This window comes from Shinella sp. CPCC 101442 (genome assembly GCF_024704725.1).
Classification (GTDB): Bacteria; Pseudomonadota; Alphaproteobacteria; order Rhizobiales; family Rhizobiaceae; genus Shinella.
This window is the reverse complement of record NZ_JALIQS010000001.1, coordinates 124016-138103: the sequence shown is the minus strand read 5'-3', so window position 1 is coordinate 138103 and position 14088 is coordinate 124016. Positions and strand designations below refer to the sequence as shown.

The window sequence follows — 14088 nt, the reverse complement described above, 5'->3', positions numbered from 1 at the left end:
ACATTTATCACATATCATACCTGGCGCCTTTACTTAAAGAAAAGCCCGGGTTCTCCCTGAGAATGGCGAGGATGGCCTGAAGTGGATGCGGCAGGTGCCGATCCGCTATCAGCTTCACCTGCGAACGGCAGGAATAACCCGTCGCCATCACGATGGCGTCAGCCCCGGCGCGTGCCAGCGCCGGTCCCCAGCTCATGGCGTAGAGTTTTTCGGACATGTCCCGGTTGCGCATTTCGTGGCCGAAGGTGCCGGCCATGCCGCAGCAGCCGGTGTCGAGGGCGGTCAAGTCTACGCCCAACCTTGCGAAGACGGCGCTCCATTGGCTGACGGCGGTGGGCGCGTTGGTGCGCTCCGTGCAATGGGCCATCAGCAGGTGACGCTTCGCCTGTCCAGGAAGGGAGGGGAGGCGGTCAAACAGGGAGGCCAACCATTCCTGCGGCAGCTGGACGCGGGCGCGCATCCGCGTACCGGCATATTCGCCGCGATAGGCGAGCGTCATCGACGGGTCGAGACCGACCAGCGGAATATTGGTTTCGGCGAGCTTGTCGAGCCGCTCGGCCGTGCGCCGTGCCGTTCTTTCAAAGGCGCCGAGATAGCCATGCACATGCAGTGCCTTGCCGTTGAGGAAGGGAGGCGAGACGAAGGGCCGAAGCCCGAGCCGGCGCGCCACCTCGACCGCATCGAGCAGCACTTGCGGGTCGAAATGCTCGGTGAAGGCGTCGGGGACGAATATGACGGCGTTTGCCCTTTCCGCCTCACCAAGCCGGGCAAGCGCGGCCGGCGTTGCCACGGGGACCGCGCGAAGGGCGAGTTCGCGGCGGGCGGAACGTGCGGGAAGCGATGGAAGCGCGGTGAGGCCCACAAAGGCCAGGGCCGCTTTTCCGACGGTGGAGGCGGTTGCACGGTTATAGAGGGGACGCAGGCGCGCCATCAGCGGCAGCATGGTCTCGATGGTCGCGACGACAGGATCCTTCAAGGGACGCAGATAGCGCCTGTAGTAGAGTTCGAGGAATTTTGCGCGAAAGGCCGGTACGCTCACCTTTACAGGGCACTGGCCGGCGCAGGCCTTGCAGGCGAGGCAGGTGTCCATCGCCGCACGCACCTCATGGGAAAAGTCGTTGCGGTTCAGCGGGTTCAAGCTGTTCCACGCCCGCAGCGGGAGGGTGAGGCTGGCGAGGGGCCGGCGCTGCCGTTCGGCCTCGCGGCGGGGATCGATGCCTTTTTCCGACAGACGACGCAGCCATTCGCGCATCAGCGAGGCACGGCCTTTCGGCGAATGGCGCCGGTCGCCGGTCGCCTTGTAGGAGGGGCACATCTGGCTGTCCGCGTCGAAATCGAAACAGGCGCCGTTGCCATTGCAATAGGCCGCATTGTCGAAGGCGGCGCGAATTTCATTGCCGATCTGCCGATCGAGCGTGCCGCGCAAAGGAATTTCGTCGATTTTCGGCAGCGCCTTGCCAGCAGGTGCGACGATCTTGCCGGGGTTGAGCTGGCCAAGGGGATCGAAGGCCGTCTTGATGTCCTGCAGGCACGGATAGAGCGGGCCGAAGAATTCGGGCACATATTCCGACCGTACGCCCTTGCCGTGTTCGCCCCACAGTACGCCGCCATGTTTGCGCGTCAGCGCCACGACGGCGTCGCTGATCCGGCGAACGAGCGTCGCGTGCTCGGGTCGGGTAAGGTCCAGCGCAGGGCGTACATGCAGCACGCCGGCATCGACATGGCCGAACATGCCGTAGGAGAGGCCCTCCCCGTCGAGTAGGGCACGGAATTCGCGGATGTAGCCGGCGAGATTGTCCGGCGGCACGGCGGTGTCCTCGACGAAGGCGACAGGCCGCGTCGGGCCGTCCACATTGCCGAGCAGGCCGACGGCGCGCTTGCGCATCGTCCAGACCGCGTCGATCTCCGCCTTGCCATGGGTGGTCGTAAAGCCCTTTCTTCCGGGAAAGGGGGTGCCCGCCAGCGCCGCGGTCACCGCGAAGAGCTTGTCCGCAAGCTCCTCGGGCGTGTCGGCCAGCACCTCGGCGATATTGATGCCGTTGGCCGGCCCGTCCGCATCGTCGGGGAAAAAGGGTGCGATGCGTGGCCAGATGATATCGCCCTTGGCAAGCCGCAGCACCGTCTCGTCGATCGTTTCGACCGAGGCGACATTGAGTGCGACGAGATTGCGCGCATCTTCGAGGGCGGCGTTGAAATCGGCATAGCGGATGTTGACGAGGGCCGCGTGCGCGGGAAGAGGCAGCAGGTTGAGTTCGGCCTCCGCGATGATCGCCAGCGTGCCCTCCGAGCCGCAGAGCACGGCATTGAGGTCGAAGCGCCCGTCCCCGCGTTGCAGATGGGCGAGATCATAGCCGGTCATGAAGCGATTGAGCTTTGGGAAAATCCGTTCGATTTCGGCACGCTCGACAGTGGCGATGCGCGCGAGCGTGCGATGGATATCGCCGATCCGGTCGCCCCGCGCCTGCAGCGCGCGCAATTCCTCTTCGCGCACCGGCCGGGAGAGGAAATCGGTGCCGTCGGTCAGGACGATACGCAGGCCGAGCACATGGTTGCTGGTCTTGCCGTAGAGACAGGACCCCTGGCCGCAGGCGTCTGTGGAGATCATGCCGCCGATCGTCGCCCGATTGGAAGTGGAGAGTTCCGGCGCGAAGAACAGGCCGTGCGGCGCGAGCGCCTTGTTGAGCTGGTCCTTGACGACACCGGCTTCCACCCGCGCGATACGGCGCACGGGGTCGATGTCGAGGATGCGGTTCATATGGCGCGAGCAATCGACGACGATCCCCGTGGTCAGCGACTGACCGTTGGTGCCCGTGCCGCCGCCGCGCGGGGCAAGTGTCACGCCGGAGAATTCGGCGCGGGCGAGGGTCTTGGCAATACGCTTGAGGTCGTGGATGTTTTTCGGAAACAGGATGCCAGCGGGTTCGACCTGGTAGATGGAGTTGTCGGTGGCAAAGACATTGCGGTCTGCCGCGGACACGGCGATGTCGCCCTCAAAGCCCGCACCGGCAAGATGGTGCAGGAAATCGTCGCAGGGGGCGGACGCGGTCGGTATGGCGCTGAGGCGGGGGATCATGGGCGGGAGTCCAGAAACGGCTTGCGCTTCGCTAAAGTTGGCATATAAGTGATAACATACCAATATGGCGGCGCAACCCGAAATCGCGAGGTAGGAACGTGAAGAACCAGTCTGTTGTCATCGTCGGCGGGGCTTCAGGCCTCGGCCTTGTGACTGCCAAGCTGATGATCGCACAGGGGGCGACGAAGATCGGCCTTATCGATCGCAACGAAGCGCTGCTCGCCTCCTCGGCGACGGAGCTCGAAGCGCTTGGCGCAGAGGTGGCGACGGCCGTTGCCGACATTTCCCGCGCCGAGACGGCCCATGCCGGCTTCGAGGCGGTAGCCGCCAAGCTCGGCCGCATCCATGCGTTGGTCAACAGTGCAGCGATCTATCCGCGAAAAGCCATCCTCGAAATCACCGACGAAGACTGGGACCTCGAAAACGCCATCAACGTGAAGGGCACCTACCATATGATGGTGGCTGCCGTGCGCCACATGCGCCAGTTCGTCAGCGTGCCCGAGGTGACAGGCCGCATCGTCAACATCACCTCCGTCGACGCCTTCAAGGCGCATCCGCAGAATGCGCATTATGCCGCGACCAAGGCGGCCGTGGTGAGCCTCACCAAATCCTTCGCCCAGGAATGCGCCAAGGATCAGATCCTCGTCAACTCGGTCGCTCCGGCGGGTTTTGCCACCGATCGTGCCAAGGAACTCGGTTTCCTGCCGGAACTCGCCAAGGCAAGTGCGCTCGGACGCGCGGCGGAACCTGCCGAAATGGCTGAGTGGATCGTCATGATGGCCTCGAGCCGCAACACCTATGCGACCGGTGAGAATGTCGTCATCAGCGGGGGCTACATCTATGTCTGACGCCTATCGTGTCGCCGTCGTCACGGGTGCCACCAGTGGCATCGGCAAGGCCATCGTGCCGGCATTGCGCGCCCGCGGCCTCACGGTCTACGCCGTCGGCCGCAACGAGGCGCAACTCGCCGCACTTTCCGACGCGACCGGTGCGATCCCCGTCCAGGCGGATGTGCGCGATACCGCGCGTATCGCCGAGGCACTCGACGGTGTCGCGGTCGACATTCTCGTCAACAATGCCGGCATCCTCTCCACCCGCGCGGCTTTTCAGGACATCGATCCCGTCGAGATCGATGCGATGATCGATGTCAACCTGAAGGCGCCGCTGCATCTCACACGCGTCGTGCTGCCGGGCATGGTGGCGCGCAAGCGCGGCCATTTGATCTATATCGGCTCCAGCGGCGGCCAGGCGCCCTATCCGAACATGGGGGCCTATGGCGCCTCCAAGGCCGGCCTCAGCCTGTTCTGCGACAACCTGCGCTGCGATCTGCTCGGCACGTCCGTCCGCGTCAGCGAGATCGTGCCGGGTCGCGTCCAGACGGACCTTTACCGCACCTCGATTGCCGACAATCAGGCGCAGGCCGCGCTCTACGATGGCTATCGCCCGATCCTCCCGGAACATATCGCCCGCATCGTCACCGACGTGATCGCGCTTCCTGTCTATGTGGATGTCGCTCGCGTCGAGGTTTTTCCCACCGATCAGGCGCCGGGTGGTGGCACGATGGTGAAATTTCAGGCAGAATAAGGGTTTGCGGGGAGGGGCGCATGAGCGACAGGACTGATAACAAAACGATAAGCGTGAAACCGGATCTCGTGCGCAATTACCGCCCGGTTGCGATTCGTTCCGTCGTTGCCGCCCACGCGATGATCCCCAAGGCGCGCCCGGAAACCGCGTCCGAGCCGTCTGCTGCCGGGACGGGTTTTGCTCTACCGCCCGGCTTCCACAACCCTCCGGAGGAATGAGGGACAGGCCCCTGATACGCTGCCGCGTCAGGGGTTGTGGGTGGTCCGCGTCAGCGTCAGCGCCGCAATGGTGCAGATGGCGCCGGAAATCAGGTAGCCGCCGATGAAGATGATGCCGAAGGTGCTGGCAAGGCCGAGCGCCACGAGGGGTGCAAAGCCGGCACCGAGCAACCAGGCGAGATCGGAGGTCAGCGCCGCGCCGGTATAGCGGTATTGCTGTGTGAAGCGCGAGGATACGGCACCCGAGGACTGGCCGAACGTCAGGCCGAGGATGAAAAAGCCGATCAGGATATAGGCATCCTGGCCGCTGCGGCCGGCGTCGAGCAGGAACGGCGCCGAGAACGAGAAGATGGCGATGAGAACCGCGCCGAGCATCAGCTCGTTGCGCCGGCCGATCCGGTCGGCGATGAAGCCGGACAGCACGATGCCGACCGCGCCGAGCGCCGCGCCGGCCACCTGCACCCACAGGAACTGCGCCGCCGACTGGCCTCCCGTCAACGTCACCCAGGAGAGCGGGAAGATGGTGACGAGGTGGAACATGGCGAAGCTTGCGAGTGGCACGAAGGCGCCAAGCACGACGTCCATGCTGTGCTTGCTCAGCATTTCGAAGATCGGTCGGGCCTGAAGTTCCTGCGCCTGCATCGCCGCGCCGAATTCCTTGCTGGCGACGATTCGCAGGCGCGCGAAGAGCGCCACGACGTTGATGGCGAAGGCGACGAAGAACGGATAACGCCAGCCCCAGGCGAGGAAATCGGCCTCGGAGAGGTTCGTGACGAAGTAACCGAAAAGGATGCTGGCCAGCGCGAAGCCGAAGGGTGCGCCGAGCTGCGGGATCATGGCGTACCAGCCGCGTTTGTTCTCCGGCGCGCTGAGGTTGAGGAGCGAGGCCAGGCCATCCCACGCCCCGCCGAGCGCAAAACCCTGTCCGAGTCGGAAGAGGGCCAGCAGCGCCACCGCCCAATAGCCGATCGTGTCATAGCCGGGCAGGAAGGCGATCGAGGCGGTGGAGCCACCGAGGATGACAAGCGCCGCCGTCAGCTTCGTGCCGCGACCGTAGTTGCGGTCGATCCACATGAAGACGAAGGAGCCGATCGGTCGGGCGATGAACGCGAGCGGGAAGAGAGCGAAGGACATCAGCGTCGCGGCCACCGCGCTCGACGCGAAGGGGAAGATCAGCTTCGGGAAAACGAGGATCGAGCCGAGGCCATAGACGAAGAAGTCGAAGAATTCGGAGGTGCGGCCTATGACCACGCCGATGGCGATGCTGCCCGGGGAGAGCGGCTTGTCGTCGTCGTGCATGCGACGGGCATCCCGTTCCATGCCGGATGATGTGGGGTGGTGGGTGGCCGAACTCATGAACTCCTCCGCGCGGATTTGCGTCATGTGGTTAGAATGTTGATCAATCGGCGCCGGAGATCAAGGACTGGATAGGGGGCCGGTGCCGATTTGCCTTCGGTGCCTGAAATTGACGACAGGCATTTCTATTGCGCTAGTACAAACGCGCATCGACAGATAGCCCCTGATTGACTAACCTCCTGCGACAGAATGCTGCGCTGCGACGAACGACCTCATTTCCAAGTGCCGTGGTGCCCGATTATTGCCGACTAGACAGAACGCAAGTTGAGGCCGAAATGCCGAAGCAATTCAGTTTAGCCCGACGATCCATCATTTTTGCCCTGATGCTGGCCACCCTTTCGGGGTGCAATATGGTCGTCATGTCGCCCTCGGGCGATATCGCTGCGCAGCAAAGGGACCTCATCGTCATCTCGACGATCCTGATGCTCGTCATCATCATTCCCGTGATTTTCCTGACGCTGTTCTTCGCCTGGCGCTATCGCCAGTCGAATACGGCGGCGACATACGATCCGGAATGGCACCATTCCACCGGCCTCGAAGTCATCATCTGGTCTGCGCCGCTCGCCATCATCATCGCGCTCGGCGCCATCACATGGGTGAGCACGCACAAGCTCGATCCCTATCGCCCGCTCGACCGGATCGATGCGGCCCGGCCCGTTACCGAAGAGGTGAAGCCTGTTACCGTCGAGGTCGTGGCGCTCGATTGGAAATGGCTGTTTTTCTATCCGGACTACGGCATCGCGACCGTCAACGAGATGGCCGCACCCGTCGACGTGCCGATCAATTTCAAGCTGACCGCCTCGTCCGTGATGAACTCCTTCTACGTCCCGGCGCTTGCCGGCATGATCTACACGATGCCCGGCATGGAAACGAAGCTGCACGCCGTCATCAACAAGGCCGGCGAGTATGAAGGTCTCTCCTCGAACTACAGCGGCGACGGCTTCTCGCATATGCGCTTCAAGTTCCACGGCGTGGATCAGGCCGGCTTCGACGCATGGGTCGCCCGTGTGAAGCAGAACGGTACGGCGCTCAACCGCGATGCCTACCTGAAGCTCGAAAAGCCCAGCATCAGGGAGCCGGTCCGCTATTTCGCCTCGGTCGATGACGGGCTGTACCAGGCTATCCTCAACATGTGCGTGCGATCCAACCAGATGTGCATGAAGGATATGATGCACATCGACATGATGGGTGGTGCGGGCAAGGAGAGCCACGAGAACAAGGCCAAGCTCGAGCACGACAACCGGCATGCGGCGGAGGAAGCGCCTGCCGCCACCTTCCCGGAAACCGGCAACCCCGCGCGCAGCGAAGAGCCCGCCGAAGGCGTCGAGGAGCGGCAGGAGGAGCCGGCCACGATGAACCACGACGCGCACCAGTCGCACTAGGATTTCATCGCGTCCGCCGGTCACGGTGGACGCGCAATCGACAAGCTATTGGACGATCCCATGTTCGGTGACATCAGCCTCACGAAATTCCTCTTCGGTCGGCTTTCCCTTGAAGCGATCCCCTATCACGAGCCCATCCTCGTCGTGACCTTCGCGGCCGTGGCCGTCGGCGGCCTTGCGGTTCTGGCGCTCGTCACGAAGTTCAAGCTCTGGGGCTATCTCTGGAACGAGTGGTTCACCAGCGTCGATCACAAGAAGATCGGCATCATGTACATCATCCTCGCCATCGTCATGCTGCTCCGCGGCTTTGCCGATGCCATCATGATGCGCATCCAGCAGGCGATCGCCTTCAACGGCAACGAGGGCTACCTCAATCCGCATCACTACGACCAGATCTTCACCGCCCACGGCGTGATCATGATCTTCTTCGTGGCGATGCCCTTCGTCACCGGCTTCATGAACTATGTCGTGCCGCTGCAGATCGGCGCGCGCGACGTCTCCTTCCCGTTCCTGAACAATTTTTCCTTCTGGATGACGACGGCCGGCGCCATCATCATCATGATGTCGCTCTTCGTCGGCGAATTCGCGCGCACTGGCTGGCTCGCCTATCCGCCGCTTTCGGGCGCTGACTACAGTCCCGGCGTCGGCGTCGATTATTACATCTGGGGTCTGCAGGTGGCGGGTGTGGGAACGACGCTGTCGGGCATCAACCTGATTGCGACCATCGTGAAGATGCGCGCGCCGGGCATGACCTTCATGAAGATGCCGGTCTTCACCTGGACGTCGCTGTGCACCAACATCCTGATCGTCGCGACCTTCCCGATTTTGACCGCGACGCTCGCGCTGCTCTCGCTCGACCGTTACGTGGGGACGAACTTCTTCACGAACGACCTCGGCGGCAATCCGATGATGTATATCAACCTCATCTGGATCTGGGGCCATCCGGAAGTCTACATCCTCGTGCTGCCGGCTTTCGGCATCTTCTCCGAGGTGGTCGCGACTTTCTGCGGCAAGCGCCTCTTCGGCTATACGTCGATGGTCTACGCGACCTGCGTGATCATGATCCTGTCCTATCTCGTGTGGCTGCACCATTTCTTCACGATGGGCTCGGGCGCCTCGGTCAACGCCTTCTTCGGCATAACGACCATGATCATCTCGATCCCGACGGGTGCGAAGATGTTCAACTGGCTCTTCACCATGTATCGCGGCCGCATCCGCTACGAGCTGCCAATGCTGTGGACCATCGGTTTCATGATCACCTTCGTCATCGGCGGCATGACGGGCGTGATGCTCGCGATCCCGCCGGCCGACTTCGTGCTGCACAACTCGCTGTTCCTCATCGCCCACTTCCACAACGTCATCATCGGCGGCGTCCTGTTCGGGTTGATGGCGGGCGTCGTCTACTGGTGGCCGAAGGCCTTCGGCTACAAGCTCGATGTGTTCTGGGGCAAGATGAGCTTCTGGTTCTGGCAGATCGGCTTCTTCTTCGCCTTCATGCCGCTCTACGTGCTCGGCCTGATGGGCGTCACCCGCCGCGTCAGCCAGTTCGAGGATCCGTCGCTGCAGATCTGGTTCATCATCGCCGCCTTCGGCGCGGGCCTGATCGCGATCGGCATCGCCTCTTTCGTCATCCAGCTCGTCGTCAGCTTCCTGAAGCGTGACCAGCTGCGCTGCGACAGCGGTGATCCGTGGAACGGCCGCACGCTCGAATGGTCGACCTCCTCGCCGCCGCCGGACTACAACTTCGCCTTCACGCCGGTCGTGCACGATCACGACGGCTGGTACGACATGAAGAACCGCGGCTACGAGCGTCCACTGGAAGGGTTCAGGCCGATCCACATGCCGAAGAATACCGGCACGGGCGTCATTCTCGCCGGCATCAGCATCGTGCTCGCCTTCGCTCTGATCTGGTACATCTGGTGGCTGGCTGCGGTGTCCTTCGTCGCCATCGTCGCGGTGTCGATCGCCCATACCTTCAACTACGATCGTGACTTCTTCATCCCCGCCGAGACCGTGACGGCGACGGAAGATGCGCGCACGAAGCTGCTTGCAGAACGGACCTGAGCCATGAGCGCGACCCAAGTCCAAAACACCGATGAAAAACCAGTCTTCTACCTGAAGGAAGAGCATCACCCGGAAAACAGCACCATGCTGGGTTTCTGGCTCTACCTGATGAGCGACTGCCTGATCTTCGCCGTGCTCTTCGCTACCCATGGCGTGCTCGGTCGCAACTACGCGGCCGGCCCGTCGCCGGCCGATCTTTTCGACCTCAACCTCGTCGCGATCAACACGGCGATGCTGCTCCTGTCCTCCATCACCTACGGTTTCGCGATGCTCCAGATGGAGCGCAACGCCAAGATGGAGACGCTGGTCTGGCTCGGCATCACCGGTGTCTTCGGCGCGGCCTTCCTCGGGCTGGAACTCTACGAGTTCTATCACCTGATCCTCGAAGGCGCCGGCCCGACCCGCTCGGCCTTCCTGTCGTCCTTCTTCACGCTGGTGGGCACGCACGGCCTGCATGTCACCTTCGGCATGATCTGGCTGATCACGCTGATGGTGCAGGTCAGGCGATACGGTCTCAACCCCGAAAACCGTCGCCGGCTGATGTGCCTCTCCATGTTCTGGCACTTCCTCGACGTCATCTGGATCGGCGTCTTCTCCTTCGTCTATCTTCTGGGAGTTCTCGGATGAGCGCGCACCCCACGCACGAAAGCGCACACGACACCCACCATGCGCACAGCCATGGCGCCGGCGCCGGACACGGCTCGTTCAAGGGCTATATGACCGGCTTCGTCCTCTCGATCATCCTGACGGCCATTCCGTTCTGGCTGGTCATGGGCGAGGTGCTCGACAGCAAGCTCTTCACCGCCGTCCTCGTCATGGGCCTCGCCGTGGTGCAGATCGTCGTGCACATGGTCTATTTCCTGCACATGAACACGCGCTCCGAAGGCGGCTGGACGCTGATGGCGCTGATTTTCACCCTCATCATCGTCGGCATTGCCATCGCCGGTTCGCTCTGGGTCATGCATCACCTCAATACGAACATGATGCCGATGACCCACGAGATGATGAAGAATATGCCCTGACGTGACGATGCGCAGGGATCAATGGCCTGACGGGGAGGGTGCGAAGCCGCCCTCCCGCGCACGGATGGTTCTGACGGCCCTCCTGCTCGGCCTCGCCGTGGCTTTCATCGCGCTTGGCACCTGGCAGGTGCAGCGCCTCTTCTGGAAGCTCGACCTCATCGCCCGCGTGGAGGCCCGCATCCACGCCGATCCGGTGCCGGCACCATCGGGCGCGACCGATCAGGCGGAGGACGAATACCGCCGCGTTACCGCCATCGGCCTTTTCGAGCATGGCAAATCGGTGCTCGTGCAGGCGGTAACGGAACGTGGCCCCGGCTTCTGGGTGATGACGCCGCTCCGGCAGGTCGATGGATCGACGATCCTCGTCAACCGCGGCTTCGTGCCTTCGGACAGGAGTTCTGCCGATGCGCGCGTCGGCAGCGAACTGGCCGCCGGCCCTGTTTCCGTGACGGGCCTTCTGCGCCTCACCGAACCCGGCGGCGGTTTTCTGCGCTCCAACGATCCGGCAAACGATCGCTGGTTCTCGCGCGATGTCGAGGCGATAGCGGCGGCGAAGGGATTGGCCGACGTCGAGCCCTATTTCATCGATGCGGATGCGACGCCCAATCCAGGTGGCCTGCCGGTCGGCGGGCTTACCGTCGTGGCCTTCCGCAACAGCCATCTGGTCTATGCGTTGACCTGGTATGCGTTGGCGGCCATGAGCGCCGGCGCGGCCTATGGCGTGATGCGCCGGCGGTTCGTGTAACGCTGACTACACTTCGAAGTGATCCTCGAAGGCTTCCGGAAAGCTCTGGCGGGCGACACGCTCGTTGATCTGCAGCATCGCCTCGTAGGACAGGGGATCGAAATCCTTGTCGGCCGCAATGACCTCCCGACCGAAAAGCAGGCTGAGGCGCGCGGCGTCGAGATTGCCACGCTCGAAGGGTTCTGCACCGAAATGGTACCAGAGCGCATGCATGAAAGCAGCGTCGATGCGGTACTCTGCCATGCCTGCCCGCGCCTTGCGGGGCAGCGCCTTGACAGGCGTCACCCCGCGCGGATTGGCGCGGCGGATGGTGAACTGAACCCCGGTGCCCGGCATGCCGGAGGGAAAACCGCGGTGTTTGATCATGTCGGGCAGCGTCGCTTTTCCCATGGTCCTCAGGTCCCGTTCTGGCCGATCTTGTCCTGCGTCTTCGTGTCGAAGTCGGAGGCGTCGTGGCGTTCATGCAGCTGTTCGGACGGATCGCCGGTCAGCTTGTTGACCATGCGGCCGCGCTTGACGGCGGGGCGTGCGGCGATTTCGGCCGTCCAGCGCTGGACGTTTTTGTAGCTCTGCACATCGAGGAAGGTGCCGGCATCGCCGTAAGCCTGACCGAGGGCGAGGCCACCGTACCACGGCCAGATCGCCATGTCGGCAATCGTGTAGTCCGCGCCTGCCATGTACTGGTTGTCCGCCAGATGACGGTCGAGCACGTCGAGCTGGCGCTTCACCTCCATGGCGTAGCGGTCGATGGCGTATTTGATGTGGATCGGCGCATAGGCATAGAAATGCCCGAAGCCGCCGCCGAGGAAGGGGGCGGAGCCCATCTGCCAGAACAGCCAGTTGAAGGTTTCCACGCGGGCGCGAAGGTCGCTCGGCAGGAAGGCGCCATATTTTTCGGCGAGATAGAGCAGGATCGAGGCGGATTCGAAGAGGCGTACCGGTTCACCGCCGCCCTTTGGCGCGTGGTCCATCAGTGCCGGGATTTTCGAGTTCGGGTTGACGTCGACGAAGCCGGAGCCGAACTGGTCGCCATTGCCGATACGGATCGGCCAGGCATCGTATTCCGCATCCTTGTGGCCGGCGGCCAGAAGCTCCTCCAGCATGATGCCGACTTTCACGCCGTTGGGCGTGGCGAGCGAATAGAGCTGCAGCGGGTGTTTGCCGACCGGCAGGTCCTTGTCATGGGTCGGACCGGCGACCGGCCGATTGATATTGGCGAAAGCGCCACCATTGCCCTGTTCCCACTCCCAGACCTTGGGTGGCTGGTAGCCGGCGGGAAAATTGTCGCTGGGCGATTTTTCGGTCATGAAATTCAACCTTGTTTGGCGGGAGGAGATCCATCTGCCGGAATCGGCAAATCTCCATATAGGAATACTCTCGGCTTTACTCACCCCTCCCGCGCCCGGTTTCAAGAGGGTGTTTTCCAGACATGCGGCCGATTGCCGTTAAAGCGGTACAAAACGCGCGCTGAGGGTATCTCAATTTGTTTACGCCTATTGTCCGGCCTATCGAAAGTGATTGGGTGGATCGACATGGTCGGAGCAGTTTCCTCATCGACATCAGCAGCCGTTACGCTCACATCCTCGTCGGGCGGCAGTGGTCTTTCAGCGCTTGAAGCGCAGCTTTCCGCTAAGGAGAGCGAGCTTTCCGAGGCGCAGGACGAGGACGCGAAGGCCGAACTCAAGGATGCGATCGCCACGCTCAAGGCCGAGATCGCCGCACTGAAAGCTGCGAAGGAAACGAGTTCGCCACAACAGCAGGCGGCGCAGGCTTCCGGAAGCGAAGACACCTCGCGCATCGGCACGCGCAATTTCGAGGACGGCGATCCCTTCGGCGAACGGGAAATGTACGTCTGATCAGTTTTCCGGCGCCGGGCGAACGCCGGTGCCGTGGACGAAGATGCGGATGCAACGCCGCATGTAGTCCTTGCGCGCGTCGAGGCCCGGCCACTCGGCGTGCGCACCCGTTTTCGTCACGATGGCGCCGAACATCATGTCCATGAGCATCCTTGCGGCGCTCGGTGTGTCGTCGATGAAGAACCGCCCTGCCTGTTTTTCCGTCTCCATCCATTCGGCAAGTAGAGCATGCGCCCGCTGCCCGCCGAGCCGGTGCAGCATCTCGCCGACCTCGGGATAGCGTGCGGCCTCCACGATGGTGAGGTTGAGAAAGGCCTCCCGTGCCCTATCTTCCTCTTCGCTGATATCGATCTGGAAAATCCGTTCGAGGGCATGCGAAAGGCTCAATCCCTCGTAGTCACCTGGAAGAGCCAGCATGCTGGTACGATGCTGCTCGATGATAGCGCCGAGCAGATCGGTCTTGGAGGGAAAGAGTTCGTAAAGCGTGCGCTTGGAAGCGCGGCAATGGGCGGCGACCTCGTTCATCGTCGTGCCGCCATAGCCCTGGGCCAGAAACAGCTGGCGCGTTGCCGCGATGATCTTCGCGCGTTGTTCGGCAGGCGTCGCAAGCTTGGGGCGTCCCCGGGTTCTGCGTTTCGCGGGGGGTGTCGAGGCCGGGGTTTCGGGCATGGGGGATTTCCGTGGAGGCGGTAGCCATTGACTATCTCGGTTCATGGAGATTAATGGTACTTATTGGTTTTGTAAATATGGCAAACGGGCAGGATGATCTGCCGTCACCGGAAAAGGGT

General features: G+C 62.6%; 14 protein-coding genes. 9 read left to right on the top strand and 5 right to left on the bottom strand.

Annotated elements, in window-relative coordinates; all coding sequences use genetic code 11:
- Positions 1–7 precede the first annotated feature (7 nt).
- Entirely contained in the window at positions 8–3073 is a 3066-nt protein-coding gene (locus MUO32_RS00685) for an FAD-binding and (Fe-S)-binding domain-containing protein (protein WP_257946315.1), read from the bottom strand.
- A gap of 98 nt (positions 3074–3171) precedes the next feature.
- Between MUO32_RS00685 and MUO32_RS00680 the strand changes: the two genes are divergently transcribed.
- Genes MUO32_RS00680 through MUO32_RS00670 form a run of 3 tightly spaced genes read left to right on the top strand, consistent with a single transcriptional unit; the run spans position 3172 to position 4875 of the window.
- A complete protein-coding gene (locus MUO32_RS00680; RefSeq protein ID WP_257946314.1) occupies positions 3172–3921 on the top strand; it encodes an SDR family NAD(P)-dependent oxidoreductase in 750 nt (249 codons plus the stop codon).
- Positions 3914–4657, top strand: a complete 744-nt coding sequence (locus MUO32_RS00675; RefSeq protein ID WP_257946313.1) for an SDR family oxidoreductase — start codon at positions 3914–3916, stop codon at positions 4655–4657. Before MUO32_RS00680 ends, MUO32_RS00675 begins: the two co-directional genes overlap by 8 nt.
- Positions 4658–4677: 20 nt before the next feature.
- A complete protein-coding gene (locus MUO32_RS00670; protein WP_257946312.1) occupies positions 4678–4875 on the top strand; it encodes a hypothetical protein in 198 nt (65 codons plus the stop codon).
- A gap of 27 nt (positions 4876–4902) precedes the next feature.
- Here the strand turns inward: MUO32_RS00670 and MUO32_RS00665 are convergent, their stop codons facing one another.
- Positions 4903–6231 (bottom strand): MFS transporter, encoded by a 1329-nt coding sequence (locus tag MUO32_RS00665; RefSeq protein WP_257946311.1) that lies wholly within the window; start codon positions 6229–6231, stop codon positions 4903–4905.
- 323 nt (positions 6232–6554) lie between these two features.
- Here MUO32_RS00665 and cyoA point away from each other — a divergent pair, with 323 nt between their 5' ends.
- The 5 genes from cyoA to MUO32_RS00640 are packed head-to-tail and all read left to right on the top strand — an operon-like array spanning position 6555 to position 11444.
- Positions 6555–7613: a ubiquinol oxidase subunit II gene (gene cyoA, locus MUO32_RS00660; protein ID WP_374708591.1), complete on the top strand. Its 1059-nt coding sequence runs from the start codon at positions 6555–6557 to the stop codon at positions 7611–7613.
- Between the two features lie 60 nt (positions 7614–7673).
- Entirely contained in the window at positions 7674–9677 is a 2004-nt protein-coding gene (cyoB, locus tag MUO32_RS00655; RefSeq protein WP_257946309.1) for a cytochrome o ubiquinol oxidase subunit I, read from the top strand.
- Positions 9678–9680: 3 nt separating this feature from the next.
- The gene (gene cyoC / locus MUO32_RS00650) at positions 9681–10304 is read left to right on the top strand and encodes a cytochrome o ubiquinol oxidase subunit III (RefSeq protein ID WP_257946308.1); all 624 of its coding nucleotides are present in this window, start codon (positions 9681–9683) and stop codon (positions 10302–10304) included.
- Entirely contained in the window at positions 10301–10699 is a 399-nt protein-coding gene (gene cyoD, locus MUO32_RS00645; protein ID WP_257946307.1) for a cytochrome o ubiquinol oxidase subunit IV, read from the top strand. Before cyoC ends, cyoD begins: the two co-directional genes overlap by 4 nt.
- Before the next feature lie 7 nt (positions 10700–10706).
- Positions 10707–11444, top strand: coding sequence for an SURF1 family protein (locus MUO32_RS00640; RefSeq protein WP_374708590.1), 738 nt, complete (start codon positions 10707–10709; stop codon positions 11442–11444).
- Positions 11445–11450: 6 nt separating this feature from the next.
- Here MUO32_RS00640 and MUO32_RS00635 read toward each other — a convergent pair whose 3' ends face one another.
- Both MUO32_RS00635 and yghU read right to left on the bottom strand, forming a co-directional pair.
- Positions 11451–11834, bottom strand: a complete 384-nt coding sequence (locus MUO32_RS00635) for a hypothetical protein (protein ID WP_257946306.1) — start codon at positions 11832–11834, stop codon at positions 11451–11453.
- Between the two features lie 5 nt (positions 11835–11839).
- The gene (gene yghU, locus MUO32_RS00630; RefSeq protein WP_257946305.1) at positions 11840–12751 is read right to left on the bottom strand and encodes a glutathione-dependent disulfide-bond oxidoreductase; all 912 of its coding nucleotides are present in this window, start codon (positions 12749–12751) and stop codon (positions 11840–11842) included.
- A gap of 225 nt (positions 12752–12976) precedes the next feature.
- On the opposite strand from yghU, the gene MUO32_RS00625 reads away from it, so the two are divergent.
- Positions 12977–13300 carry a hypothetical protein gene (locus MUO32_RS00625; protein WP_257946304.1) on the top strand — a complete coding sequence of 108 codons (324 nt, stop codon included), beginning with the start codon at positions 12977–12979 and terminating at the stop codon, positions 13298–13300.
- Here the strand turns inward: MUO32_RS00625 and MUO32_RS00620 are convergent, their stop codons facing one another.
- Positions 13301–13969: a TetR/AcrR family transcriptional regulator gene (locus MUO32_RS00620; protein ID WP_257946303.1), complete on the bottom strand. Its 669-nt coding sequence runs from the start codon at positions 13967–13969 to the stop codon at positions 13301–13303.
- Between the last annotated feature and the right edge of the window lie 119 nt (positions 13970–14088).

Excerpts from the sequence above, each read along its gene's own strand:
- MUO32_RS00620 (WP_257946303.1), bottom strand. The coding sequence starts at position 13,969 with ATGCCCGAAACCCCGGCCTCGACACCCCCCGCGAAACGCAGAACCCGG.
- MUO32_RS00675 (WP_257946313.1), top strand. The coding sequence starts at position 3,914 with ATGTCTGACGCCTATCGTGTCGCCGTCGTCACGGGTGCCACCAGTGGC.
- cyoA (WP_374708591.1), top strand. The coding sequence starts at position 6,555 with ATGCTGGCCACCCTTTCGGGGTGCAATATGGTCGTCATGTCGCCCTCG.
- yghU (WP_257946305.1), bottom strand. The coding sequence starts at position 12,751 with ATGACCGAAAAATCGCCCAGCGACAATTTTCCCGCCGGCTACCAGCCA.
- MUO32_RS00685 (WP_257946315.1), bottom strand. The coding sequence starts at position 3,073 with ATGATCCCCCGCCTCAGCGCCATACCGACCGCGTCCGCCCCCTGCGAC.
- MUO32_RS00665 (WP_257946311.1), bottom strand. The coding sequence starts at position 6,231 with ATGAGTTCGGCCACCCACCACCCCACATCATCCGGCATGGAACGGGAT.
- MUO32_RS00670 (WP_257946312.1), top strand. The coding sequence starts at position 4,678 with ATGAGCGACAGGACTGATAACAAAACGATAAGCGTGAAACCGGATCTC.
- cyoB (WP_257946309.1), top strand. The coding sequence starts at position 7,674 with ATGTTCGGTGACATCAGCCTCACGAAATTCCTCTTCGGTCGGCTTTCC.
- cyoD (WP_257946307.1), top strand. The coding sequence starts at position 10,301 with ATGAGCGCGCACCCCACGCACGAAAGCGCACACGACACCCACCATGCG.
- cyoC (WP_257946308.1), top strand. The coding sequence starts at position 9,681 with ATGAGCGCGACCCAAGTCCAAAACACCGATGAAAAACCAGTCTTCTAC.
- MUO32_RS00640 (WP_374708590.1), top strand. The coding sequence starts at position 10,707 with ATGCGCAGGGATCAATGGCCTGACGGGGAGGGTGCGAAGCCGCCCTCC.
- MUO32_RS00635 (WP_257946306.1), bottom strand. The coding sequence starts at position 11,834 with ATGGGAAAAGCGACGCTGCCCGACATGATCAAACACCGCGGTTTTCCC.
- MUO32_RS00625 (WP_257946304.1), top strand. The coding sequence starts at position 12,977 with ATGGTCGGAGCAGTTTCCTCATCGACATCAGCAGCCGTTACGCTCACA.